Source organism: Paenarthrobacter sp. (assembly GCF_031180005.1).
Taxonomy (GTDB): Bacteria; Actinomycetota; Actinomycetes; order Actinomycetales; family Micrococcaceae; genus Arthrobacter.
The window spans coordinates 1-24,153 of the sequence record NZ_JAPSHI010000005.1 but is presented as its reverse complement, the minus strand read 5'-3'; the positions used below and the strand labels follow the sequence as shown (position 1 = coordinate 24,153).

At 62.4% G+C, this 24,153-nt stretch carries 31 protein-coding genes; 17 read left to right on the top strand and 14 right to left on the bottom strand.

Annotated features, from left to right (window positions below; genetic code table 11):
- Positions 1–76: 76 nt before the first annotated feature.
- Positions 77–574: a hypothetical protein gene (locus RIF72_RS05425; RefSeq protein ID WP_309073835.1), complete on the bottom strand. Its 498-nt coding sequence runs from the start codon at positions 572–574 to the stop codon at positions 77–79.
- A gap of 65 nt (positions 575–639) precedes the next feature.
- Complete coding sequence (locus RIF72_RS05420; RefSeq protein WP_309073834.1) at positions 640–849, bottom strand: hypothetical protein; 210 nt, start codon at positions 847–849, stop codon at positions 640–642.
- Positions 850–984: 135 nt separating this feature from the next.
- Between RIF72_RS05420 and RIF72_RS05415 the strand changes: the two genes are divergently transcribed.
- Complete coding sequence (locus RIF72_RS05415; protein ID WP_309073833.1) at positions 985–1,722, top strand: GAF and ANTAR domain-containing protein; 738 nt, start codon at positions 985–987, stop codon at positions 1,720–1,722.
- 415 nt (positions 1,723–2,137) lie between these two features.
- Positions 2,138–2,443: an META domain-containing protein gene (locus RIF72_RS05410; protein WP_309073832.1), complete on the top strand. Its 306-nt coding sequence runs from the start codon at positions 2,138–2,140 to the stop codon at positions 2,441–2,443.
- Here RIF72_RS05410 and RIF72_RS05405 read toward each other — a convergent pair whose 3' ends face one another.
- From RIF72_RS05405 to RIF72_RS05395, 3 genes are all read right to left on the bottom strand, one after another.
- Positions 2,444–2,851 carry a DUF6855 family protein gene (locus RIF72_RS05405; RefSeq protein ID WP_309073831.1) on the bottom strand — a complete coding sequence of 136 codons (408 nt, stop codon included), beginning with the start codon at positions 2,849–2,851 and terminating at the stop codon, positions 2,444–2,446.
- A 30-nt stretch (positions 2,852–2,881) separates the two neighbouring features.
- Entirely contained in the window at positions 2,882–4,186 is a 1,305-nt protein-coding gene (locus RIF72_RS05400) for an MFS transporter (protein WP_309073830.1), read from the bottom strand.
- Between the two features lie 136 nt (positions 4,187–4,322).
- Complete coding sequence (locus RIF72_RS05395) at positions 4,323–4,487, bottom strand: hypothetical protein (RefSeq protein WP_309073829.1); 165 nt, start codon at positions 4,485–4,487, stop codon at positions 4,323–4,325.
- A 199-nt stretch (positions 4,488–4,686) separates the two neighbouring features.
- Here RIF72_RS05395 and RIF72_RS05390 point away from each other — a divergent pair, with 199 nt between their 5' ends.
- The 4 genes from RIF72_RS05390 to RIF72_RS05375 are packed head-to-tail and all read left to right on the top strand — an operon-like array spanning position 4,687 to position 7,541.
- Positions 4,687–5,505: a hypothetical protein gene (locus tag RIF72_RS05390; RefSeq protein WP_309073828.1), complete on the top strand. Its 819-nt coding sequence runs from the start codon at positions 4,687–4,689 to the stop codon at positions 5,503–5,505.
- Positions 5,489–6,238: a 5-oxoprolinase subunit PxpA gene (locus RIF72_RS05385; RefSeq protein WP_309073827.1), complete on the top strand. Its 750-nt coding sequence runs from the start codon at positions 5,489–5,491 to the stop codon at positions 6,236–6,238. Before RIF72_RS05390 ends, RIF72_RS05385 begins: the two co-directional genes overlap by 17 nt.
- 21 nt (positions 6,239–6,259) lie before the next feature.
- The gene (locus RIF72_RS05380; RefSeq protein WP_309073826.1) at positions 6,260–7,054 is read left to right on the top strand and encodes a biotin-dependent carboxyltransferase family protein; all 795 of its coding nucleotides are present in this window, start codon (positions 6,260–6,262) and stop codon (positions 7,052–7,054) included.
- 52 nt (positions 7,055–7,106) lie between these two features.
- Positions 7,107–7,541 carry a hypothetical protein gene (locus RIF72_RS05375; RefSeq protein WP_309073825.1) on the top strand — a complete coding sequence of 145 codons (435 nt, stop codon included), beginning with the start codon at positions 7,107–7,109 and terminating at the stop codon, positions 7,539–7,541.
- A gap of 1 nt (position 7,542) precedes the next feature.
- Here RIF72_RS05375 and RIF72_RS05370 read toward each other — a convergent pair whose 3' ends face one another.
- From RIF72_RS05370 to RIF72_RS05360, 3 genes are read right to left on the bottom strand one after another with little or no spacing between them, the layout of a single operon-like run.
- Complete coding sequence (locus tag RIF72_RS05370; protein ID WP_309073824.1) at positions 7,543–8,352, bottom strand: MBL fold metallo-hydrolase; 810 nt, start codon at positions 8,350–8,352, stop codon at positions 7,543–7,545.
- Between the two features lie 11 nt (positions 8,353–8,363).
- Positions 8,364–8,792: a VOC family protein gene (locus RIF72_RS05365; RefSeq protein ID WP_309073823.1), complete on the bottom strand. Its 429-nt coding sequence runs from the start codon at positions 8,790–8,792 to the stop codon at positions 8,364–8,366.
- A 45-nt stretch (positions 8,793–8,837) separates the two neighbouring features.
- On the bottom strand, positions 8,838–10,184 hold the full coding sequence (locus RIF72_RS05360) for a DUF445 domain-containing protein (RefSeq protein ID WP_309073822.1): 1,347 nt from the start codon (positions 10,182–10,184) through the stop codon (positions 8,838–8,840).
- A gap of 50 nt (positions 10,185–10,234) precedes the next feature.
- Between RIF72_RS05360 and RIF72_RS05355 the strand changes: the two genes are divergently transcribed.
- From RIF72_RS05355 to RIF72_RS05340, 4 genes are all read left to right on the top strand, one after another.
- Positions 10,235–11,122 (top strand): glycerophosphodiester phosphodiesterase family protein, encoded by an 888-nt coding sequence (locus RIF72_RS05355; protein ID WP_309073821.1) that lies wholly within the window; start codon positions 10,235–10,237, stop codon positions 11,120–11,122.
- 98 nt (positions 11,123–11,220) lie between these two features.
- A complete protein-coding gene (locus RIF72_RS05350) occupies positions 11,221–11,655 on the top strand; it encodes a hypothetical protein (protein WP_309073820.1) in 435 nt (144 codons plus the stop codon).
- Positions 11,652–12,410, top strand: coding sequence for an AzlC family ABC transporter permease (locus RIF72_RS05345; RefSeq protein WP_309073819.1), 759 nt, complete (start codon positions 11,652–11,654; stop codon positions 12,408–12,410). Before RIF72_RS05350 ends, RIF72_RS05345 begins: the two co-directional genes overlap by 4 nt.
- Positions 12,407–12,718: an AzlD domain-containing protein gene (locus RIF72_RS05340; RefSeq protein WP_309073818.1), complete on the top strand. Its 312-nt coding sequence runs from the start codon at positions 12,407–12,409 to the stop codon at positions 12,716–12,718. The genes RIF72_RS05345 and RIF72_RS05340 overlap by 4 nt, the downstream gene beginning before the upstream one ends.
- Here RIF72_RS05340 and RIF72_RS05335 read toward each other — a convergent pair.
- Positions 12,715–13,344 (bottom strand): helix-turn-helix domain-containing protein, encoded by a 630-nt coding sequence (locus RIF72_RS05335; protein ID WP_309073817.1) that lies wholly within the window; start codon positions 13,342–13,344, stop codon positions 12,715–12,717. The two genes, RIF72_RS05340 and RIF72_RS05335, sit on opposite strands and share 4 nt — an antisense overlap.
- A gap of 92 nt (positions 13,345–13,436) precedes the next feature.
- Between RIF72_RS05335 and RIF72_RS05330 the strand changes: the two genes are divergently transcribed.
- From RIF72_RS05330 to RIF72_RS05305, 6 genes are all read left to right on the top strand, one after another.
- The gene (locus tag RIF72_RS05330; RefSeq protein WP_309073816.1) at positions 13,437–13,769 is read left to right on the top strand and encodes a thiamine-binding protein; all 333 of its coding nucleotides are present in this window, start codon (positions 13,437–13,439) and stop codon (positions 13,767–13,769) included.
- Positions 13,770–13,808: 39 nt separating this feature from the next.
- Entirely contained in the window at positions 13,809–14,480 is a 672-nt protein-coding gene (locus tag RIF72_RS05325; RefSeq protein ID WP_309073815.1) for an O-methyltransferase, read from the top strand.
- Positions 14,481–14,984, top strand: a complete 504-nt coding sequence (locus RIF72_RS05320) for a GNAT family N-acetyltransferase (RefSeq protein ID WP_309073814.1) — start codon at positions 14,481–14,483, stop codon at positions 14,982–14,984.
- A gap of 145 nt (positions 14,985–15,129) precedes the next feature.
- Entirely contained in the window at positions 15,130–15,483 is a 354-nt protein-coding gene (locus RIF72_RS05315; protein ID WP_309073813.1) for a hypothetical protein, read from the top strand.
- Between the two features lie 2 nt (positions 15,484–15,485).
- Positions 15,486–16,691: a JmjC domain-containing protein gene (locus RIF72_RS05310; protein ID WP_309073812.1), complete on the top strand. Its 1,206-nt coding sequence runs from the start codon at positions 15,486–15,488 to the stop codon at positions 16,689–16,691.
- 114 nt (positions 16,692–16,805) lie between these two features.
- A complete protein-coding gene (locus RIF72_RS05305) occupies positions 16,806–17,660 on the top strand; it encodes a sucrase ferredoxin (RefSeq protein ID WP_309073973.1) in 855 nt (284 codons plus the stop codon).
- 32 nt (positions 17,661–17,692) lie between these two features.
- On the opposite strand, the gene RIF72_RS05300 is transcribed toward RIF72_RS05305, so the two are convergent.
- The gene (locus RIF72_RS05300; RefSeq protein WP_309073811.1) at positions 17,693–17,878 is read right to left on the bottom strand and encodes a hypothetical protein; all 186 of its coding nucleotides are present in this window, start codon (positions 17,876–17,878) and stop codon (positions 17,693–17,695) included.
- A gap of 118 nt (positions 17,879–17,996) precedes the next feature.
- Between RIF72_RS05300 and RIF72_RS05295 the strand changes: the two genes are divergently transcribed.
- Entirely contained in the window at positions 17,997–18,917 is a 921-nt protein-coding gene (locus RIF72_RS05295; protein WP_309073810.1) for a fused MFS/spermidine synthase, read from the top strand.
- Here RIF72_RS05295 and RIF72_RS05290 read toward each other — a convergent pair.
- From RIF72_RS05290 to RIF72_RS05275, 4 genes are all read right to left on the bottom strand, one after another.
- Entirely contained in the window at positions 18,900–20,654 is a 1,755-nt protein-coding gene (locus RIF72_RS05290) for an ABC transporter ATP-binding protein (protein WP_309073809.1), read from the bottom strand. The two genes, RIF72_RS05295 and RIF72_RS05290, sit on opposite strands and share 18 nt — an antisense overlap.
- Positions 20,651–22,420 (bottom strand): ABC transporter ATP-binding protein, encoded by a 1,770-nt coding sequence (locus RIF72_RS05285; protein WP_309073808.1) that lies wholly within the window; start codon positions 22,418–22,420, stop codon positions 20,651–20,653. The genes RIF72_RS05290 and RIF72_RS05285 overlap by 4 nt, the downstream gene beginning before the upstream one ends.
- Positions 22,421–22,532: 112 nt before the next feature.
- Positions 22,533–23,429: an Ltp family lipoprotein gene (locus RIF72_RS05280; RefSeq protein WP_309073807.1), complete on the bottom strand. Its 897-nt coding sequence runs from the start codon at positions 23,427–23,429 to the stop codon at positions 22,533–22,535.
- Between the two features lie 251 nt (positions 23,430–23,680).
- A partial coding sequence (locus RIF72_RS05275) for a LysR substrate-binding domain-containing protein (protein WP_309073806.1) occupies positions 23,681–24,153 on the bottom strand: 473 nt, incomplete at its 5' end.

Sequence of the window (24,153 nt, the reverse complement as noted above, 5' to 3'; positions counted from 1 at the left end):
TCAGTAGTCGAATCACTGCCTGCGACCATAGTAAGCATGCTTAGCTATGCGGCACGCGGGCGCTTTCTGTTCTGCTTCAGCGCAATATCTCCACTAACGCCACCCACGAAAAAACCACTGCGCCGATCAGGGCGATGATCGTTCCAACCGCCACAATCACCAAGCCCGCCGGCAGTGACAATACGGTGAGCACGCCACCCACTGCATAAATGACCAGAGGGAAAACGAACGACGCAATGTGCTGTCCGTCCCAGCGGTGCGGGTGGCCGGGGGTGTCATCGTCCAGGATGGCGCGGGCGGCCAGGAAAGCGATCACCCCGCCTGCGAGCGTTCCGAGCAAAACCTCGACGCCGAAAGCCCAGAGGTCTTGGCCGGGAATGAGTGCCGCGCATGCCAGGACCACGCCGAGGATGAGTGCGGAGATGGCAGCGCCGGCCCGTGCAGCAAGGCCCCGCGACTCGGCGATCTGTTTGATATTCACGGATAATGCGACGATAAGCAGCCCGCCAAGGGCTGCGCCGGCACCGGCGATCGCCACATTGAACTCGGCCCACGATTCCAATCCGGATTCCATGGGCTCAGGGTAGCCAAGCCGTGGTGGTGCGTGGAAGGTTTACCGGGGCCGTTGGTGCTGTTTGCTCAAAGTGCGGCGTCGACGCCCAGATCCTCGAGGGCCCATGACAGGATCCGAAGATCGAAGGGATGCCGTTCCTGGACTTCAAAGATGTAGGCATCGAGTTCAAATATGGGCGCATTTCCGCCATGAGCCCAGTACCTGATCCAGAGGTCTTCGAGATCGATGGTCCGGTGCCGTATGAGGTTTCGCGCTGTTCGACGTGGATCTTCCATGGTGGGTATCCCGTTGCAAGCGGCGGGTCGCTCTCGAAGTGAACTAATCAGGTTACTTACGGTTGAACTGTACCCTCTGCTCGGCTTCCTGGGCAATGGGTGACGGGAAGCCGAAGTGTTCCTACGATTAGGCTCATGGAACCCACCGGAAATGCCGAACACATCAGAACCCTGCACGAGCTGGTGGTCGGTAGCTCCGACATCCACGGAATTCTTAACGGCGTTACCAGCTTTGCTTGCGACGCGATGAGCAAGGTAGCCGGTGAAAACATCGACTGCGCCCTGACGTTGCGCCGTCGCAAACGAACCGCCACTGTTGCAGGCAGCAGTGAGAGGGCCGTGTATCTGGACAAAATTGAACAGGAACTCAGACAGGGCCCCTGCCTTGAAGCTTTGGACCTTGGCCGAATGGTGCTGTTGGCAGATGTTGCCACTGACACCAACTGGCCGTTATACAGCAAGGCCTTGGCGGCCGAAGGAGTCCACAGCGCCTTGGGCGTGCCCATGGACCTGGGAGAGACATCTGAAGCAGTCATCAACTTTTTCGCCCCCACAGCGGGAACCTTCACGGATGCGGTCGTTGCTGAAGCTGCAGCTTTCGCCGATGTGGCCGGCAGTACGTTGCGCTTGGCCATCAGGATCGAAACCGTAGAGCAGCTCAATGCGGACCTGAAAACGGCGATGTCATCCAGAACGGTCATTGACCTTGCCTGCGGCGTCATCATGGCCCAGAATCGTTGCAGCCAGGACGAGGCATTCAATGTGTTGACCAAAGCTTCAAGCCATCGAAACCAAAAACTCCATGCGGTCGCGTCAGAGATCATTGCCAACCTTAGTGGCAGCAGTGACAACCAGCTGCGCTTTGACGACTGAGCTTTTCGGGCTCCTTCTGTTGCAACGCAATAATTCTCAAAACCTCGCGTCACGTTTCTGCAGGTCAAAGCACATATCCAGTGCCCATGTCGTTTGAAACGCGTACTGCGCCGTTGCCCTTTTCGGCCGCGTTGCGATTCATCGACGGAGTTAGCAGTGATGGGTGTGGCGGGTTCTGGGGCCCGCCCGGGGCGCCATCACTGCGTAAACCGGGCTAGTGCGGTCGGTCGTCTGAGTCGCGACCGACCGCACGACCCGGGGGGATGGGCGCCATCAGACGTTTGCGGGCAGTTCGTCCGAACTCTGGTGGATTCCGGAGGAGTGAACCTAGACTGACCGCATAGCGCAGACCCAGACTCGCACCGTCCGCGTTATTTCCCTTGCATTCGTTGGGGCCGCCCTGTTGGCAGGCTGCATGGGAAGCGGCACCAGTCCTTTCGTCGGTGTCTGGGGCGACACCAGCGACCCCAAGCAACCGTCCCTGGAGCTGAAATCGGATGGTAACGCGACCGGAACTGATGGCTGTAACAGGCTCACGGGTTCTTGGAAAGAGGACGGCAAGACCATCGCTTTCGGGGGGCTTGCTTCCACCCGCATGGCCTGCGAAGGCGTCGACACGTGGCTGGCCAACGCATCCACGGCAAGAATTCAGGAAGACGGGAAGTTAGCGGTATTCGGTCAAAGCGGGGATGAGATCGGTACGCTCGCTGCCGGCAGGTAGCTACTTCGTGATTGCCCGCATGGTGTTGTTTCGCTTTTCGTGGGTGAGCTCAGCCAAACCCAACGCCTCAAGCAACGGCGGCATGTACATGCCAAACCGGCCACGGTAGCCCTTACGCAGTCCGTACCAACCGCCTACGGGGTTGTCCTCGCTGCGACCCCAAGCCTCTACGGTCCCAGGAGAAGCGTCCTTGCCTTCGTCGGCGGCACCGAGGGATACCCAATCGCCCTGCTCCACGAGCCATGCGTGCAGGTCCTCAATGGCACGCAGCTGGTACAGCAGCTTGGTGGAACCTACCTGGCAAACAAGGGCAGGGGGATCGGCGGCCTCGTCCTTGTACATTGTGTAGTCGGACGAGCCTGGGGGAGTGGTGAGCTGCCAGGGATCGTCTTTGGTGCCAGCGGCCATGGGTAAGTCCTTCCTGAGATAGTGCACACGCTACACAGAGTCAGGCTGCGTGTCTGCAGATTCCGTATTCACAGTGCCGGAGGCCAGGGGGTTCTCGATCTCATCGGTCATCATGCGTGCCGCGAACAGCGCCACGAATGCCATGACGGGGCACGCCAAGCCGCCAACGAAAAATATGACCCAGATGGGGACAACCTCGGCGATCGGGCCGGCGAGAGCCATGGACACCGGCATCAGGGCCAGCGAAACGAAGAAGTCCAAACTGGAGATCCGCCCCAACATATGCCGTGGCACCCGTCGTTGCAGCAACGTTCCCCAGATGACAGTTCCGATCCCCTCTGTGACCCCGAAGATGAGCATAGCGACGCCGAGCATCCAGAAGCTGTCCATGAAACCAATGGCGGCAACCGGGAGGCTCCCCAAACCCCATGTCACTACCATCACGGTCAGATAGCGGCGGGGAAGGCGCAAAGACGCCGTTGCCAGTGCAGCTATTGCACTACCGACGCCCATGATGGCCAGGAGGAAGCCGAACATTCTCGAGTCGCCGCCCAATTGGTCCTGGACAACGAAGGGAAGCAATACCTCAATGGGTCCGATGAGGAACAGCACTGACAGGCAAGCCCAGATCAGGGTCCAGAGAAGCCATGGTGTGCGGATGGTGTAGCTGAATCCTTCCCGGAGGTCCTTAAAGAGGGAGGCCTTTGCCGGCGGCTCACCCGTCCCGGGAATGGTTGAACCGAGCGTCTGGCGGCTAAGGAAGTTCACGATCCCGAACGCCAGCAGATGACAAACGGCCACACCGGCGACAGCATGCGCCGGGGACAGCGCTGCTACAAGGATCCCTGCGAGGGCAGGGCCTGCTGCCTGCTGCAAAACCGGTCGCACTGTGCCTTCCAAGCCATTCGCTGCCAGGAGATCGTCCGCAGGCAGGATTCGCGGCAGGATAGCCGAGTATGCAGGGAAGAAGAAGGCTTGCCCCACACCAAGAGTGAACGCGCCGATGGCGAGGTGCCACAGTTGAAGGACATTGAACATGGCAAGCCCTGTGATGGTGGCGATGACTGCCAGGTTAGCGCCCTCCACAGCGATGATCAGGAGCCTCTGCGGGAGCCTGTCTGCCGCGATGCCGCCCGCCAGTACGAAACCCACGAGTCCGATGCTGGCTGCGGTGGCAACCAAGGACAATTCCAACGGGCCGCCACCAAGGTGGATCACCTCGTAGACCATCGCCACTGCCCACATGCCGGATCCGAAGATGGAGATGGACAGCGCAGAGATCAAGACCCGGAATTCCCGGTGCGCAAAGGGACGCAGCGCTCTCAACGCGGCCATCCCACTAGCCTAGACCTGCGCAATGACGCTGTGGAAGGCGCGTTGGAACTGTGGCTGGCATCCCGTTGGCGGGGATTCCGGTGAACGGAACGAAGTCCGGGAGGAAGTCCGGAACGAAGTCCGGGAGGAAGCTAAGTCATGAAGCGCCCGACGGCGGGGCGTCGTCGTCGATGTCCGGACCTTCCGCAGCGTCCTGGCTGTGGATGCCGGTATCGTGCGAGACCCAGCCTTCCGTTGCGCCCTCCGCCGGAGCGTCGGTGTGGTGCCGGATGGCATGCTCAGTCTTGTCTGTCGCCTTCATTACGGATACTCCCTGTCCTGGCTTGGACTGCTTCCGTGAATGCATCCCAGTCTACGCCGCAGGACTCCCGTTTTGGGGTCAGCTCTGCGCGGAAAACTGTCCACATAAGGCATTAAGCGGGTCTGGCAAGGCGGGGGCGTGGCATAGGCTGAAGCCAGCAGTTCCCCGTGAAACGACTAACTGCCAAGGAGAGGTGAAGATGCCCAAGCGCCCCAACCCGGCGGTGAAGATCGCCCAGGAAACAGCCCACAACGCAGTGTTTGACGCCGAAGGCAACGCCAAGCCCGGCGTGCACAACGTGCTGCTCAAGGCTGTCGAAGTCCAGCGACCCCTGGTCCTGGCCAACCTTCGCAGGCTCCAACGCAGGCACCCCAACGATTCACCGGCGCAGCTTGCCGCCAAACTCGAGCGCCACTACCTACTGGCCATTTCCGGTGGGGGTGCAGCAGTGGGCGCTACCGCCGTCGTGCCTGGAATTGGAACCGCGGCATCGCTGGGACTTTCCGCGCTCGCAACCGTGGGCTTCCTCGAGACCACCGCACTTTATGCTTCGTCCCTGGCTGAGCTCCACGGCATCCGGCTGACTGACCCTGTGCGTGCACAAACCATGGTCATGGCCATCATGCTGGGAGAGGAAGGCACCTCCATGTTGGGCGCGCTGAGCGGGCAATCGCTGGGACGCGGTAAGGGCGTGACCAACGCATGGGGCCGGACGCTTACAAAAAAGATTCCCGGGAGTGGATTCGGGGTCATTCGCGACTCCATCCAGCGTGCTTTCCTGAAAAACCTCCTCAAACGCCAAGGTACCGCGTTTCTTGGCCGTGCCCTGCCGTTCGGAGTGGGCGCCGTGGTAGGTGGTGCGGGCAACCTGATGATGGGCCGTGCCGTGGTGTTTACCGCAAAGGAAGCTTTCGGCCCGCTGCCGGACACTATCCCGGGCGAACTGCTCGCGAACGCACCGAAGAACGTCTTGAACAACACGACGCTGGAAGGCGGTAACGGTGGATCTGAACGCTGACTTGGGGGAGTCTTTCGGCTCCTGGTCCATGGGAGACGACGCCTCGATGTTCCGCATAGTGAGCAGCGCCAACGTGGCCTGCGGCTTCCACGCCGGTGATCCCCTCACAATGCTGGACAGCTGCCGTGCCGCGTTCGAACTGGATGTCCGCGTCGGCGCCCATGTTGGTTACAGGGACCTGGCGGGCTTCGGCCGGCGCTCCCTGGACATGTCCTTTGACGAGTTGTTCGGCGACGTTCTCTACCAGCTTGGAGCCCTCGACGGCATGGCCCATGCGGTGGGAGCTTCGGTGGACTACGTGAAGCCCCACGGTGCGCTCTACAACAGGATCGTCCGGGACGCTGAGCAGGCAGAAGCCGTGGTGGCTGCCGTCCACGCTTACGATCCCGGGCTCCCGGTCTTGGGTTTGCCCGGCTCGGCGTGGCTGACGCTTGCTGAGGAATCCGGGCACCCTGTGTTCCGGGAAGCTTTCGTGGACCGCGCCTACCTGGCCGACGGAACACTGGTACCACGCGCCCAGGAAGGCGCCGTGCTGCATGACCCGGAGGCCGTTGTGGCCCAGGCCGTGCGTCTTGCAACGCGCAAGGAAGTGCTGGCCATCGACGGAACCGTGGTGCCAGTGCAAGCAGATTCATTGTGCATCCACGGCGATACGCCCGGTGCGGTGAACATGGCTGCTGCCGTTCGGGAGGGCCTTGAACAGGCCGGTGTTCAGATTGAAGCGTTCGCATAACTTAGTCGGCGGGGAGGCCCGATGGGTGCGGTAGTAGTGGAGCCGGGATCAACGACGCTGGTTCTCGGCCCTGATCAAGTACTGGACCGTGCGTCCATGCACATGGCCAACGCCCTGCTGGGTAACCCGGACTCCGCGGCCGGACTCGAGGTGCTGTTGGGTGGGCTGAAACTGCGGTTCGTCACGGGGTCGGCCGTGGCGGTCACCGGTGCCGAAGGCATGGTGACCCTCAACGGCAACGAACTGCCCTTCAATAAGGCTGTACGGGTGGCGCCCGGCGCTGTGCTTGAGTTCGGCCCGGCCCTCTTTGGTCTCCGATACTACGTGGGTGTCCAAGGTGGAGTTTCGGCACGAACAGAACCATTGCGCGCTGGTATGGCGCTGACATTTGGGCGAGCGCACGGGCACGGTTTCCCTGAGATGACGAGCCCTGCCCGGCGTGCTCCGGACCCGGAACGTCCCATGGTTGCCAGGGTTTCGCGCGGTCCGCAGGCCCTGAATTACGACGCCGGCACGTGGCTTCGGCTGACCAGCGAACCGTGGATTCTCTCGCCCGAGTCGGACCGGATAGGTGCGCGTTTGGAGGGCAGGCCGCTTAATGTTGCAGCGGCCCCTGAGGGTGCCGGTGGTGAAGCACCCCGGCCCCAGCCGCTGGTTTCAGGCTCCGTCCTGTTGCCGACGTCGGGCCTTCCGGTTATCGCGTTGGCCGGTCATCCGGATACGGCCGTTTCGCCGGTGATCGCAGTGGTCCGGGACGAGGACCTGGACCTCATCGGTCAAGCAAGGCCTGGCCAGATGGTGCACCTGCTGGGCTGAACGGGAGAAGAGTTCTACGCTGTACCTGTTCACACCTCGAAGAGAGGCTGCCATGGCACAGGATCCAAAACCCCAGTTAGAGCAACTGAACATCCTCATCGGCGAATGGGAAACGTCCGTCCCGGGATTGGATGTCCCCGGCCGGACCACTTTTGAATGGCTGGAAAGCGGGGGCTTCCTGATCCAGCGCTCCATGGTGGAGCGGCCCGAGTATCCCAATGCGGTCAGCATCATAGGTGCCACCGGCTCGGATGGTGCCTTCCAGCAGCACTACTTCGACTCCCGCGGCGTCGCACGGATCTACGACATGACGCTTAAGGACAACGTGTGGACCCTTTTTCGCGATGGGCCCGACTGGCCACAGCGCTTTGTTGGCCGCTTCAGTACGGACGGCAACGTCATCCATGCACGCTTGGAACGGGGAAGCTACCCTGGTGGTCCCTTGGAACACGACTTTGACATGGTGTACACCCGTATCCGGGCCTGAACTACTGCGTTCCTCTTTCGGCCAGCCGCTGGAGTTGCCATGAATGCACGTCCGCCAGCCAGTCCAAGGGAGCCGACGGGCCGACTCGAGGGTCCTCGGGGTCACGGCCGTCCTGAAGTGCCTGAACGTACGCGCGATCCATGGCAATGCGGTTGCGCAACTGCTCACCGTCACCCACGGAACCATGGCCGGGGACCACAGCAACAACTTCGCCAGCCACGGTCTCCAACTGCTCCAAGGCTTCAAGATAGTCATTGAGCGGATCCGCTGCCTCCAGGTCGAGGAACGGCATGAGGATGTCAGAAAGCATGTCGCCCGCGACGAGGACGCCGGATTCTCCAACCAAGAGCGCTGCGTGGCCTGGAGCGTGGGCTTGGTGCTCCAGAATGCGGACGGTGGGTCCATCCCATGGAATATCCGTGATGCCAGCAGGTAAGCCGGTGATGAGTCCGAGCAGGTCCATGGGGATGTCCCCGGCGTACTCCGGGGGCAAACCCTCAGCTACTTGCTCCCTCCAATCCGCCTGGGACAGGACATCCCGGACGGATGCCGCGCAACGGGCTGTGCCATGACGCGGCGGATCGCCAAAGTCCGGGTGCCACAGCACGTGGTCCCAATCAGGATGCGTGGAGAAACCTGCCACGACGGGTTGGCCCAATTCGCGAAGGTCGCGTGCCGTGTCAGCCATTTCCTTGACCGTGATGCCGGGATCGATCAGCAACACACCGTCCCGGCCCTGCACCACAGTGCAGTTGCTCTGGATGAATTCGCTCTCGTGAACCAGAACACCTTCAGCAATTTGCTTCAGCATGGACACGCCCCCTAAAGCTTCTGCGCCAGCATGACCAGGATGCCGCTGGGGCCGCGAAGATACGTCAGCTTGTAAACGTCCTGGTAGTTCGCCACACCACGCAGCGGATGGCAACCGTGCTTTGCAGCGATCTCAAGGGCATGGTCGATGTCGTCAACTGAGAAGGCGACGCGATGCATTCCGATCTCGTTGGGAAGAGTTGGGTTCGTCTCGATAGCGTCAGGGTGGAGGTATTCGAAGAGCTCAAGTTGACCATTGCCATCAGGAGTTTGGAGCACCGCAATTTTGGCGTGGTTGCCGTCCAGCCCAACGGCAGTATCGGCCCACTCGCCGCTGACCGTGTCCCTGCCTAGCACCGCGAGGCCGAGATCCGTGAAGAAGGCGATTGCTTCCTCAAGATCGCGAACCGCTATACCGACGTTCTCAAGTTTGATAGGCATGCGTTGAAGCTACCAAGGCGGATCGGTTAGCTCTAGTGCTGCCCGTTAACCAAACAGCAGATGCGCCACCGTGAAGATCGCCAACCCGGCCAATGCACCCACCACTGTTCCGTTGATGCGGATGTACTGGAGGTCTTTGCCCACCTGAAGCTCGATCTTCTGGGACGTTTCCTCGGCATCCCAGCGGGCTACGGTGTCCGAGATGACCCCGGCGATGTCCGAACGGTACGTATTCACCAAGTAGCCCGCAGCGTCACCGATCCAAGTGTTGACCTTGCCGGCCAGTTCGTCGTCGTTGAGCAGGCGTGTGCCGAAGTCCCGGACGGCGCTCTTGAACCGCTGGCTCAATTCGCTGTCGGGATCGTCGACGGCGTTGAGCAGCGCAGTTTTGACCGTTCCCCACGTGCGTGACGCCAGTTCGCGGACCTCAGGATCACCGAGGATCTGGGCCTTGATGGATTCCGCACGCTCGATCATGGCGGGGTCGTGCTGCAAGTCCTGAGCCAGGTCCGTCAGGTAAGCGTCGATCGACTGCCGCACCTGGTGGTTTTGGTCCGCCTGTACTGCGCGAACAAACTTGGACAGTTCTACGTAGACGCGGTCACCCACGAGGCCGTCAACGAACGTCGGTACCCACAGGGGAGAGCGATCCGAGACGAGCCTGTTTACCGTTGCGTGGTTTGCATCCACCCAGTCGGCTGCCCGGTCAACCAGTAGGTCAACCAAGGTGTGGTGGTGGCCGTCGGCGAAGATCCGTTCGGCCATCCTGCCCACGGGTGGCCCCCAGGGTGGTGTGAGGAGGTGCTTGCGGACCATGCCCTCGATCACGGCCTGAACGTCGTCGTCGTTCAATACTGTGAAGGCGCCGCGAATCACTGCGCCGCCTTCCTTGGCCACGCGCTCGGCACCGCCGGGTGCTGATAACCAGCGCCCGGCCTTGCGTGCAATATCGATGCTTGCCAGTTTCTCCTGCACAACCTCCTGGGACAGGAAGTTGCTCTCTACGAAGTCGCTGAGTGATTCCCCAATCTGGTCCTTGCGACGCGGAATGATGGCCGTGTGCGGGATCTTCAGGCCCATGGGGTACTTGAACAGCGCAGTGACAGCGAACCAGTCTGCCAGCGCCCCCACCATGCCGCCTTCGGCTGCGGCCCGGACGTATTCGAGCCACGGGTATTGCTTTTGGAACGCGAACGCCACGGTGAAGATCACCGCCATTGCGATCAGCAGTGCCAAGGCCAACCGTTTCATCCGGAGCAACGCGGCTGCTTTTTCCATATCTCCCGCGGAGGGAGCGACGCCGGCGGATGCCCCTCGTGCGGGTGCGGCGCCGGCAGTGGGAGCGGGGTTGGTGACGTCTTCGGTTGGGATTTGTTCAGAGTTCACCTGCATTAGCCCAGCGTAGCCCCCGAGCGTTCAGCGGGGTGGGCTAACGTGTCTGCATGACTAGCGACGACTTCGCCCCGAGCCGACCCAAGGTCTACGCCCACCGCGGCGCCAGTGCCGCCTTCGCCGAGCACACCCGCGCTGCCTATCTAAAGGCCCTTGCCGATGGCGCCGACGGTGTTGAATGCGATGTCCACCTGACCCGGGACCAGCATGTGGTGCTGCTGCACGATGCGAACCTGGACCGGACATCCACGGGCACTGGCCCGGTTGGTGAGCACACCCTGGAACAGCTCCGGGCCTTGGACTTCTCATCGTGGAAGGGCGCCCGCATACCGGATGACTACGGGGGAGTAGCTGACCAGTTCCTTACCTTGCCGGAGTTGCTGGATATTCTCCGCGCAGCCGGGCGCGACGTTGGGCTGGCCATCGAGCTCAAGCACCCCAGCCCGTACGGACTGAAATTGGAGGACCGTGTCCTTGCCCTGCTGGAAGAGGAGGGCTGGACGCCTGGGGAATCCCGACTGGAAAACATCCAGATCTCCTTTATGAGCTTTGACACTGACTCCGTTCAGCGTTTGCTGCAGACCGTTCCCAAGGAGTACATCTGCCAATTGGTGGACGACTTCACCGTGAAAGAGATCCGGCAGGAGCTCGGCCTCGGTTTCCTGACGGGCGGCGCGGTGGCGAACGTGATGCGGGCGACTCAGCTGGAGGCCGAACGCGTCCTCGATGCAGGCGAAGTAACTATCGCCGGCCCCGGTATCGACTACGTGAGGGAGCACGCGCGCAACGTTCAGCGTTGGTTGGAGTCTGGCCGCATCTTCCGGGTGTGGACCGTTGACTCGGAGAAGGACGTCGCACTGTGCCAAGGACTGGGCATCCACGAAATCACCACCAACAAGCCAGCCCAGGTGCTCGCGCAGTTGATGGTATCCAACTAAGTAACAGATCAGGTCGTTCTCAGCGCTCATAACGGCCTGATCTGCGACTTACTTGGGACTCGCTTTGGGGGCAACCTCGCTTGTGATTGAGTGGTCTCATGTCTTTTCGCTGGTCAGCACACGCAACCCAAACCGCTTCCGCAGTAGCTTTGAGCGCACTGCTCCTGGCCAGCGCCGCCAAGCACTTCCGCACTCCCAAGTTCTATTACCCGGTTGTTCCGGACTACCTGTGCCGCAAGGATGAGCCCGGGAGCCGTCCGAACGGTCCCTTGGCAGTTATGTCCCGAGAGGAATGGGTTGCATCATCGGGCCTGCTCGAGGTGGCTGCCGCCGTCGGACTTTTGATCCCTGCCACCCGTAGGGTTGCCGCGGACGCTACTACGGCAATGTTTACTGCATTCCTTGCGGGGCATATAGATGCTATCCGACGTGCCTACGGTCCCAAGGGCACAGTGGCGGAACGCCGCATTTACACGGTTCGCCTGCCTCTTCAGGCTCCGCTCATCCTGTGGTCCTGGAGCCTCAGGAAATGAGCACCAGTTCTGCCCCGATGAAACTCAGAGAGTCTCCGGCGTTCAAGATCGCCCTGTCCCTCAGCATTGCAACGGGACTTTACGGCGTGTCATTCGGTGCGTTGGCCGTGGCGTCCGGGTTCGATTTCTGGCAGACGATGGTGTTGAGCTTGCTGCTGTTCAGCGGAGGTTCGCAGTTTGCCTTCATCGGCGTAGTCGCTGGCGGCGGTTCGGGAGTGGCAGCCATGACGGCCAGTGCATTACTGGGTTTGCGTAATGGCATCTATGGCATGCAGATCAACGCCATGCTTCGCCCTGGAGGTTGGAAGCGGTACGTATCGGCGCACGTAACCATCGATGAATCAACCGCGACGGCGTCCGGTCAGTCCGATCCCGACGAGCAGCGCCGCGGGTTCTGGACAGCCGGCATTGGCATATTCATTCTGTGGAATATCTTCACGGCCATTGGTGCTCTAGCTGGCGACGCAATGGGCGATCCCAAGCAATGGGGCTTGGACGGCGCTGCGGTAGCAGCTTTCCTGGCCCTGCTGTGGCCGAGATTGAAAGGCCGCGAACCTTGGGCAATCGCCGCAGCCTGTGCGCTGGCCACCATCCTGGCCGTGCCGTTCGTTGCCTCTGGTGTTCCCATCCTCGTGGCGGCAGTCGTGGCGGGCGTCATCGGCTGGTTCAGCCATGCGCGCCTGGACGAAGGACTGGAACCGGACGTGGATCCGTATGCAGAGAAGCACCAGCGTGAACACGGAGGCAAGAAATGAACCTCTGGGTTTGGATCCTCATCGCCTGTGCGCTGGCGTATTTGACCAAGCTGGTGGGCTACTTCGTCCCCGCCAAACTGCTGGAAAACCCGCGCATCATGCATATCGCAGGAACCATGACCATTGGACTGCTGGCATCCTTGACGGTTGTGAATGCCGTGGCTTCCGGGCAAGGCCTGGTTCTCGATGCCCGCATCGGCGCCTTGGTGGCCGCCGCCGTCGCGCTTTGGCTTCGCGCGCCGTTCCTCGTGGTAGTGATTTCGGGTGCAGGAGCCGCAGCATTGCTGCGGCTCCTGGGCTGGGGCTAGACAGCCTCGGTGAACGTCACGCCCGGGATGCCCGACTGATCGGGGAGCGGCCGCGAGGGGCGCTCGGACCGGATGGCATCCTCAATCAACGCCACGGGACGCTTCCAGGCCTCGGATCCAGGTTCCATGGTGTCCACCGCGCCGATCAGCATGGCCAGCAGCCTGACCATGTCCTCGATGGTGATATCGCGCCGCAGAGTGCCTTGGCTTTGCCCGCGCTTGAGCAGGAACTCCATGGATCCGATGAGGCCGCCGGTGATGCCCATGAGGAGGCCGCGCCGGCCCGCGACCGCGTCGAGGAGGTTCGCGTCATCGCTGGCAACCTTCATCACTGCGTCGATGACGTTGATGAGGCCCTCCGCGGCGTCCATGCCGTCAGCCGCGGCGGCGGCAACCGGGTCCACATGGAGGCGTAGCTGCCGCGACAGTGCCGCAAGCACCAACTGTTCTTTGTCCGAGAAGTTGCGGAACAGCGTTGCGGGGCCAACTCCAGCGGTGGCGGCGATGGTCTGAAGGGGTACTTCGGGGCCGTGTTCCCGGAAGCACTGCCGGGCGGCGGTGATGATTTTGTCCACATTACGTGCGGCGTCTGCCCTGAGGGGCTTGCGTTCAGAGGGCTGTTCCATGCTTGTCAGGGTAGCAATGGAGCCCTCCCGGTCCCTTGTTACGCGGGAGTAGGTTGTTATGTGACAAACCGGCACGTGAAACACTGGATTTCATGTTGCTTGCATTCTCAGTCGCCCCTTCGGGCCAGCCCGCTTCCGCCACCAACGGGGGACCTACCCCCGATGCCTCTGTTCACGACGCCGTCGCTGCCGCCGTGAAGGTCGTCCGCGAGTCCGGACTGCCGAACCAGACGGATTCAATGTTCACCACCATCGAAGGCGAATGGGATGAGGTTTTCGACGTCGTCAAACGCGCCACTGAGGCTGTCGGCCGGTACGGCAGCCGCGTCTCGCTGGTGATCAAGGCTGACATCCGTCCCGGATACAGGGGTGAGCTGACCGGCAAGGTGGAGCGCTTGGAAGAAGCCATTTCCGCCACGGACTAGATCTTTCCCCGGAGGTGCAGCGAGTGCCAGACTGGGGCAATGATTGAACACGTGACCGAGCCTGGTTGGGTCGACGTCGAGCATTACCTGACTGACGTCGTCGTGCGTCCTGATCCGGTCCATAAGCGCGCCGTGACTTCCGCCGCTGAAGCGGGGATGCCTGCCATAGAAGTAGCCCCCAACGCCGGCAAGTTGCTACGGATGCTGGTTCAAATGTCGGGGGCCAGGCGAGTCCTCGAAATTGGAACGCTTGCGGGAGTCAGCAGCATATGGATGGCCCAGGGACTGCCCGACGACGGCAGGATAGTTACGTGCGAATTCCTCCAAAAGCATGCCGACGTGGCGCGCGCCAATTTGGATGCTGCCGGAGTGGGGCACAAGGTGGACATTCGTGTTGGTGCTGCGCTGGACACCCTGCCGACCTTGGCTGGCCAGGAATCATTCGACTTCGTATTCATCGACGCCGACAAGGAAAATGACGCGAACTACCTCGACTGGGCTATTCGACTCGGCCACCCGGGAACGGTGATCGTGGTGGATAACGTCATTTGGGATGGGGCCATCCTGGAGCCCGGGCGGGATGAGGTCAACGCACCAGGCATTGTGGCCATGCTGGAAAATATGGGGCAGGATTCACGGCTCGATGCCACCGCCATCCAAACTGTGGGCAGTAAGGGTTGGGACGGTTTTGCGATAGCGAGGGTGCGATAAGTGGATTTCACGATTCGTCCGGCAACGGTGGATGATGCCGAGGCCATGGCCCTCATGCATGTTCAGTCGTGGAAGGAGAGTTACGGGCATCTGCTGCCTCCGGCGTTCTTCGAGAAACAGGAAGCGGCGCTGCCCGACCGCATCGAGCGGTACCGGTCCTTCATCGCCGCGGGCCACACCCGGATGTTGGCCCACGATCCCGACGGTTATCTGGTGGGCCTCGGCGCAGCTGGTCGCGGACAGGACGAGGACGGTCCCTGCGACGTTGAGTTGTTCATGCTCTACACCCTGGAACGCATCCATGGCAGGGGAGTGGGCCAGGCCTTGGTGGAGGCCCTGATCGGCGATGGGCCAGCGTACTTGTGGGTTCTTGACGACAATCCCCGGGCCCGGGCTTTTTATCGTCGCAACGGTTTTGTGCCGGACGGCAAACGACAGCTCTGCGACCCATCCTGGTACTCGCTGCCGGAACACAGAATGGTGCGCCCTGCCGTCGGGCCTTAGCGGAATCCCAACGCTCGCGAGCTGTTCCCACAGCTGACTCATGTCGATATGGTGATCACGAACCGTGTCGATGAAGATCGTCCGGTTTGGAATCAGGTTCCGATATCCGGAGCCTGAGTACGCCATTTGATTCTCGGGAGGAAGCATGACCATTCCAGAGCAGGATCCAAGCGAGCAGGAAGGCCCGGCAGACGGTGGCGCCGCGGGCGTCCCGGGAGCCCACGACGGCGGCGCTGATGGTGGCGCTGATGGTGGTGCCGACGGCGGTGCTGAAGGCCCTGCCGACGGTGGCGCGGCAGGCGTCCCGGGAGCCCACGACGGCGGCGCTGATGGTGGCGCTGATGGTGGCGCCGACGGCGGTGCTGAAGGCCCTGCCGACGGTGGCGCGGCAGGCGTCCCGGGAGCCCACGACGGCGGCGCTGATGGTGGTGCCGACGGCGGTGCTGATGGTGGCGCCGACGGCGGTGCTGATGGTGGCGCCGGGCAACAAGGTAGCTAAGTTTGAGCACTACCAGTACTGATTTCCAGGACCCCGGCACGGTGAAGGAAGCCGGGGTCTTGGAAAGACGCCTGATCGACATCGGCCAAGAGAGATTCGCCAGCGAGGTCTGGGGGCGCACTGCGCTACTCACGCGTGGTGCCAGCGATTTCTCCGATCTATTCTCGGCCAACGCGGTTGACGAGCTGATTTCGCGCCGGGGTCTGCGGACACCCTTCCTGCGCATGGCCAAGGGTGGCGCCACTCTTCCCGAATCCTCCTACACCTCTCCGGCAGGCGTTGGTGCCACCATCTCTGACCAGCTGGACGACACTCAGCTTTGGCGCAGGTTCGGTGACGGAGCCACCCTCGTGCTGCAGGCGCTGCATCGCACGTGGGAGCCCGTGCGTAACTTCAGCACAAAGTTAACCACCGAGCTCGGACATCCTGTGCAGGCCAACGCTTACATCACCCCGCCCCAAAACCGCGGTTTCGACGATCACTACGATGTCCACGACGTCTTCGTCCTGCAGATCGAGGGGACCAAGCGCTGGATCATCCATGAGCCGGTCCACGTGGACCCACTGCGTAGCCAGCCTTGGACGGATCGCCGCTCCGCCGTCGCCGAGGCCGCTCAGGGTGAGCCTTATATTGACACCGTCCTGGAGCCCGGCGATGTCCTCTACCTGCCACGTGGTTGGTTGCATGCAGCCCAGGCTCAGGGGAAGGTCTCGATTCATCTCACTTTGGGAATACACAGCTGGACCCACCATGCGCTGGCCGAGCACCTCGCGCAGGCCGCACTTGCGGCACTATGCGACGATCCCGGGATGCGACGGTCCTTGCCAATGGGCGTGGATGGTCCCGAAGGGGAGATCGCCGCGGTCCGTGAACGTCTCGCCGCCGCCATCATGGAGGCTGATACCACTTCCCTTTTCCAGCGCGCACGGCGGGGACAGGGACGCCCGGCACCGCTTGGCCCGGTGGCCCAGCTCGCCGCCGTCGAGGACCTTGGCCCGGGGTCGCTGGTGCGGCTTCGGGATGCACTTGAAGCCCGGTTTGAGGGTTCACGCTTGACTACCCGCGTCGGTTGGCTCGACTTCCCGGAGCTGGATCTGCCGTCCGTGCGGCGCCTACTCGACGGCGAGGCTCACCTCGCCGGTGATCTCGGCGTTGAACTTGTGGAAAGGCTGTTGCGCGCAGGAGTTCTCGTCCCCGTTGAACAGTGATGTCGGCGTGAACTGCGACACTGACGTGAACTGCGACCCTGAACCGTGACGTCCCCAATTGCCGCAACGGAGCGCTTCTTCTGCGCCGAAAGTGCCCGGGTGCGGGGTGACTCGATGGCAGGTACGGCGTCACCGGGCTTGGTTTGGGTTCTCATAGAGTATCCGGGCGCCTGGCCGCCCAACGGCTTCGAGGGCCTTGATCTTGACGCCGGGACGAAGGCCCTGGTCATCTCTGCCGCGCAGACGGCGAATGCACGGATCCTCCTTGTGCGGCGTCCTGGCCCCCGGCGGCTCGGTGCCCGCCGACGCCATGGTCCGGCCAATTGGGCCGTTCTCCGCCACCAAAGCTCCGGCGCCTATCAACAGCTATGGGGAATATGGGAGCGAGATGAGGACCTTGCGAAGATCGCCTCAGCACTGGAATCTCCCGGAGAGTCGGGTTTTCCACCCGTTATCCTGGTCTGCGCTCATGGTCAGCATGACGCCTGCTGCGCAGTGCGGGGACGGCCCGTGGGGCGTGCGCTCAGTGAGCGATGGCCGGAGTTGGTGTGGGAGTGCTCCCACATCGGCGGTGACAGGTTCGCGGCCAACGCCGTCATCGCTCCCGACGGCGTCTATTACGGAGGACTCGACGCCGGGTCCTCCGTCACCACTGTTGAGGATCACCTCGCGGACAGCATCCGGGCAGAATATTTGCGCGGATATACAGATCTCCTCCCACCACAGCAGGCCGCCGTCGTGGCCGTGCTTGAACGGTTCGGCCCTGCCGGTCGGCATGATTATGTGGTCACGGAGACCCTGCGTGAGGGCGAGTACTGGCGGATTCACATCACCGGCAAGCCGCCCCACCCGGCGCATATCGATGTGGAATTGCGGGCCCGCCGCACGCCACTGCGTCAACTAACCTGCCGGGCGCCTACGGAGGGCTCGGTGATAGTGTACGAACCCACTTCCGTCCGCAGAACCTGACATCTGCGGACCGCAGCACGAGCTGCCGAGCCTTAGCGCGGCTCTGGATCTTCAGGTTGATCCATTTCCAGCGGCGAAACATCCAGCGGTGAACCTTCCAGCGGTGAATCGAGGAGACCCGGTGGCTTGGGGACGCGAGCGAGTAGCAGGCAGACCACCGTCAGCCATGCGACTGCGACCGTCAAAACCTCCGCCCAAACCGATGCTCCGAGTTCCATGTAGAGATCATATTGCCCTTGAGGGCAAAACGGTAAGTAGCCTTACTTTTGATGTGACCGTTCGGAGTAATGTGGCGCTCCACTAGGCTTAAGGCATGACTCAGGCAGGGCGGAAGTAGTGGCAAAACGCGGCAAGGCCAACAGGTCCCAGAGGTCGACGGCGGGGGTCGTCGAGGTGCCAACCGGCACCCGCCCTGATGGTCCGGTCGCGGGGGTTTACTACATCGATACCGGCGACTGCGAGCTGCTGCAGGACCAAGACAACTCCAATGGCTGGCTTCTCAGAATCAACGGCGTTATGAGCTCGCACATTGACCTGGCTGACCCGCTGTTCCTGGATTTTGAGTACATGCGGTGGATCGCTGCCTTGGTGGAATCGCGCTGGCCGCGGGAGCAGAAGCCGAAGCTGCGTGGCCTTCATCTTGGTGGGGGAGCTTGCTCAATGGCCCGCTACTTCCACGCGGCCTACCCTGAAGCGCGGCAGGTAGTTGTTGAACTCGACGGCAAGCTGGCGGACTACGTGCGCGGCTGGTTCGATCTACCCAAGGCGCCCTTGCTGCGGATCCGCGTCGGCGAAGCCCGGCAAGTCACTGAATCCCTTACTCCGGACAGCCGCGACCTCATCATCCGCGACGTCTTCGCCGGAGCCTTCACGCCCCGTGCGCTGACCACGCGGCAGTTCACAGCGCACGCAGATTCGGTTCTCGCCCCTGACGGACTGTATGTGGTGAACTCGGGCGATGCTCCGGACCTCAAAAACGCCCGGGCTGACGCCGCCACCATCGCAGATACCTTCGAGCACACCATGATCATTGCCGATCCCGCCATGTTGAAGGGGCGCCGCTACGGCAACATGATCATGGCAGGCAGTCATGCGCCCTTCGGCGATGACCCCACGTTGGCCCGCAAACTACTGGGTGGAGGCGTTCCTGCGCATATTTGGGATGACGCCAAAGTGCGGGCATTCGCCAAGGGAATCCCGGTACGGCATGACCCGCCGGCCGAGCCCTTGGTTGAAGCTTCAGTTCCGGCTCAGTGAACTGTTCCAGGCTTCCCACAGGCGTGCGTAGCGGCCGCCGTCGGACAGCAGTTCCTGGTGCGCACCCGACTCGACAATCCGCCCGTGCTCCATGACCACCACGGTGTCCGCCGCTGCTGCCTGGGACAACCGGTGCGCGATTACCACGGAGGTTCGGCCGGCCAAGGCAGCTTCCGCAGCTTGGTCGAGCATGGCGGCGGACCCGGTTCCTGCTTCTGCAGTGGCTTCGTCGAGCACTGCAATGGGCGGGTCCTTGAGCATCAGCCGAGCCAAGGCCAGCTGTTGCGCCTGCTCAGGTGTGAGCTGATGCCCGCCGGCGCCTACGGAAGTCTCCAAGCCGTCGTCGAGCGTTTCAACCCAAGCAGCCCCTACAGCCTGCAGGGCGCGTATGAGTTCCCCGGCAGAAGCGCCGGGCTTGGCGAGCCTGAGGTCCTCGGCGAGGGTGCCCGAGAAAACGTGCACTTCCTGGCTGACCATGGCAATGCGCTGATGCAGGTCCGTCGGGGAAGCGGCGGCCGAGTCCAGCCCGCCCACCCAGGGTGTCCCGCTGCCGGGGTGCTCCAAACCCATGATGATTTTGGCCAACGTGGTCTTGCCCGCGCCGGAAGTACCAACAATCGCCACCCTCTCGCCCGAGCCGACCGTGAGGGAGACTCCCTTGAGGGCTGGCCGCTGGCCCGGGTAAGCAAAGGTGACATTGTCCAGGACGATGCCGGCATCAGAGGCAGCAGGCGAGGCCGAGGCAATATTTGGCCCCGCGGACATCGTCAGGCCGAACATGCGCCCCAACCCGGCTGCGGCTTTCTGGAGCTCATCGAACTGCCCCAGAACCAGCCCGATGGGATCGAACAGCCGGTAGAAGTACAGTGCCGCTGCCGTGGCCGCGCCGATGGTGACGACGCCTTCGGCATGGAGCCAGAAACCCACCACCAGAACCGCGGACAGTCCGATCAGTTCCGCAAGGTTGAGGCGGTTGTAGAACCGGGTCAGATAACCCACCCCGCGCAGCGAATGGCTGATGTTCTCGTGCGAGCCTGCTGCCACAAGATCCGCATGGCGTGACCCGAGGCCCAAGGCCACAACAGAGCGCGAGCCATGGACGGTCTCGATGATCTGCTCGGTTCGATTAGCCTCGGTGATCCTGACCGTCCGATAAATGGGCGCTGTTCGCTTGAGGAACCAGCGAAGGGTAAAGATCTGCAACGGGGCAGCAACCAGCACGGCCACCGCGAAGCGCCAGTCGATGACGCCCAAGCCCAGCAAGGTCACCCCGATGGTGAAAGCTGCGCTGGTGAACGCTGGCAGCACCCCGGAGATTGCCTCACTGACTGCTTCAACATCCCCGGACACCCGGGCCACGACGTCGCCGATGCCCGCCTTTTCCAGCTGTGCCAGAGGCTTCCGGACGGCTGCCGCGAACACCTCCTCGCGCAGCCCGGCGAGCGCTTCCTCGCAGATCCGGGCCAAGAGGTTCTGCCCCAGGATGCCCAGCAGGGCACCTAGGCCGCCGGCCACCAACAACCCGATTGCCAGCCACAGCAGGGACATGACGTCCCCTCCCGATGCTGCGATGTTGACCATGATGCCCAGAAGTGCCGGGGCAGCCAAGCCGCAGCAGGATGCCGCCAGCAAAACCAAGATGGTCAGGGTGAGCCTGCCGGGGCGTTGCGCCAGCAGGCGCCACATTGCTTTCCTGGTTTCGCGAGGGGTGGCAATGGGCAGGATTTCCGAGGTCACGATCCCACCACCTCTCGGTAGCCGGCCGACGTGGCGAGAAGTTCCCGGTGCGTGCCGGTTTCCGGTGGCCCTTCGGGTCCGCCCATAACCACCCGATCGCAGATGGCCAGCAGCGTGGGGCTCGTGGTGACGAGCACTAGAGCCTTGTCCGGGAAGTTCCGCAGACCGTCCGCGATGACGGCTTCGGTGGCAGTGTCGACGGCGGTGGTCGGGTCATGCAGGACCAACACGGGTTGCTGCTGGTGCAGCGAGCGGCCAAGAACCAGCCGCTGGCGCTGGCCACCTGAGAGGCTTTGGCCGTGCCCGGTCAGGACGGTCTCGGTGCCTTCCGGAAGTTGCGACACGAAATCCTCGACGGCGGCAGCCGCCATGGCCCGTTCCGTCAGTTCGGCGTCGGATACTGCCATATTTTCGCGGACGCTACCGCTGAAGAGGACCCCATCGTGGTTGTCAGCGAAGACCCTTGAACGGACGTGAAGGGGGTCCAGGTCTGCGACGTCGTGGCCATCGATGGACACGAGGCCGCGAGGTGCGGGGATGCGGAAGCCCAACGTGTCCACCAACTGCCGTGCTTGTGTGCTGTCTGGAAGGACGACACCCACGATTTCTCCGGCGGAGGCTGTGAAGGGCGGGAAATCAATGCCCAAAGCACCCGGCCGGAGCTCCAGCAGCGGTGCCGGTTCGCCCGGTGAAGTGGCTGTCGAAACTGAGTCCATTGCCGTCGTCGAGCGTTCCTCAGCTCCCGGTGCCGGCACTGCCTCGGGTTCTTCCAGCAACACTGCGATGCGTGCGGCGGAGGCGCGTTTGCGGGCGAGTTCCACGCTGACGAATCCGAGCCCGGTCATGGGTCCCTGAACGAATTGTGCCACTCCAACAACGGCCACCAGCTGCCCCACCGTGATGCTGCCTTGGAGTGCGAACCACGCTGCGAAGAAGGCGATTCCGGCCAGGAACGCTGCGGACAGGGCTGTGCTCGCGCCAGTGTAAGCGGACTTGGCGCGAATGGCCTTCAGGGCGGACGTCAGTGATACCCGGCTTTCGGCGCGATAGCGCGCGATGGCAGCGTCCTCTGCACCGAGCCCTTTCAGGGGGCGGGAGCCGGTGACGAAATCCGTGGCCAAAGCGCCGGCGCGAGCTGCCGTGGACTGCTCCACGTCGCTCCGGTTTTCGAGCGGTTTGGTGAGCCGGTGCATCACCAGCAGCATGAGCGGGGTTGCGAGGAGAACGGCAAGGCCCAAAGGAACCGAGATGAGGAGGAGGGTGACGGCTGAGGTAATCACACCAGCCGCTGCAGCAAGGCCGCCGCTGATCAGCCAGGACAGCCCGGCAACCCTGTCGGCGTCGGAAGAAGCGATGGCCACGATTTCGCCTGGGGCTCGTCGGGCCGCCATGCCGCGGGGGTGAAGTGTTCGCTCCACTACTAGTTGGCGGAGATCATGCGAGCCGTAGTTGAAGGAGCGCTCGGTGGCCAAGGTGCCGAAGCGCCACGAGAGAGCCAGTACAACGAACACCACAGCCAAGGCGCCGAGCCACCCCAGGAGGGCGCCGGCGTCGTTCGGTTCAATGGCGTTGTCCACCGCGGCACCAATGGTTGCCGGCACCAAAGCCTCGCTGACCTGATGCAGGGAGAGTCCGGCGCAGCCCGCCAACAGCAGCTTCCAGCGACCGTTGGCGAACAACGTGAAGCTGAAGAGCCGGGAGACCTTCCAGGGTGCTTGTCTATTTCGCCCGGGCGGGCTGGGCGGAAGGGCAGGACTGGAGGGCATGCTTACCATAGTAAGGCTCACCTAACTTCAAGAAGGCCATATGACCCGCCACCTCGGCGAACACAGGATGTCTCCCCGGGTGGGCGGCAAGCCTGTAGCCCGCCCCGGGTCGCTACAGACCCGTCTGGCTCACTCCATACTCCGCCTGCTCGGGTGTGAAACCTTCAAAGAGCAATTGGTCGACCAGCCCGGAATGTGAAAATGAGCTGAAGTCCAAGTAGTTCTTGGCTTTTTTGGCTGCTTGCTCATTCCAGTCGACCTTCACCCTTTCCGCGGCCCACGTGGCATCCTCGGTCGAGTACTTCTCGAACTCGAGTTGTTTGATGAGGCCCGTGAGTGAGAAGGCGCTGAAATCGAGGTAATCATTGGCCTTCCGGAGTGCGTTCTGTTGGCTGATGGTCCCGGCTGCAGCCTTCGCCGCTGCGTCGGCCGCAACCTTCGCGGCTGCGTCGGCGTCCGCCTTTGCTTTCGCGGCTGCGTCGGCGTCGGCTTTGGCTTTCACCGCTGCCTCAGCATCCGCTGCAGCCTTCGAAGCATCGGCGTCGGCTTTAGCTTTAGCGGACGCAGACGCGGCAGCTGGGTCCTGTGTCTGTGAAGAAGCTACGGGGGCTGCCGCTGATTCCTTCGCTGTGGAAACGGCGGGCGCTGATGTAGTCGCCGATCCAACGCGGGTGGCATTGAAAATAATGCTCAAGAGGACGAAAGCGCCCGTGACGATCAAAGCCACTTTCTTGTGCTGCTGGTACCCCTCGAGCGGCCGACCTTGCTTGTCGCGGGTTTGGTTCGCTAGCACCAGGATGAGATCAATGAGGGCCCATATGCCCAAACCTCCGATGGTAAACAGTTTGAGCAGGCCGGTTCCGACCTTGCCCAGATAGAACCGGTCTACGCCAAAGACACCGAGGAGAAGGGACAGCAACCATGTCACAAGGAATGACTTGTTGCTTTGCGGTGGTTGTCCGTGGGCCTGGGATGGAGGGTATGCGGTGGGGTAGGGGCTTTGGCTCATGAGAGTCCCTTCATAGGACACCTGACCGACGTGTGCTGCGAAGCGCGCGGAGTGGGTGTGGTGATAGGACGCCTGATGAGGAGGCGGCATTGATCGCAAGCGCAAGAAACCTGCACCGATTGTTTGCTGGAAACGTGATCACTTCCCCCCCAAAAGCGTCACGAGCGTCATTGCCCGTAGACGGATGCTACACGTTGTCTGACGGAATGGAACCCCCCAGATGTCACCGGGCGAACTGCCACCTCGGCGCGCTACTCAGCGCCGAGCAGCTCCTCCCGCCGCTGCTCCGTCTCCTCCCGCAAAGCCTGCACGACGGCGGCTACCGCAGGGCGGCGCATGGAGTCCGGGCGGAGGACCATCCAATAGGGGAGAAGCTCCGCGAAGTCGGACGGCAGGAGGCGCACCAGGTCAGCGTGCCGGTCGGCCATGAAGCAGGGCAGGAAGCCCACGCCGGCACCGGCTCTGGTAGCTTCCACATGCACAAAAACGTTGGTGGAACTCAGGCCATCACGCATGGTAGGGACCAGCCTGCGGGGAGCATCCAGGTCATCCACCTGCAGCATGGAGTCCACAAAATAGACCAGTTGGTGCTGTGTGAGTTCCTCAATGCTGGAAGGCGTGCCGTTGTCCGCCAGATAAGCGCGCGAGGCATACATCCCCAGCCGGTACTCGCCCAGCCGGACCGCTTCGGCGCGATGAACCTGCGGCGTCCCCACCACCACTT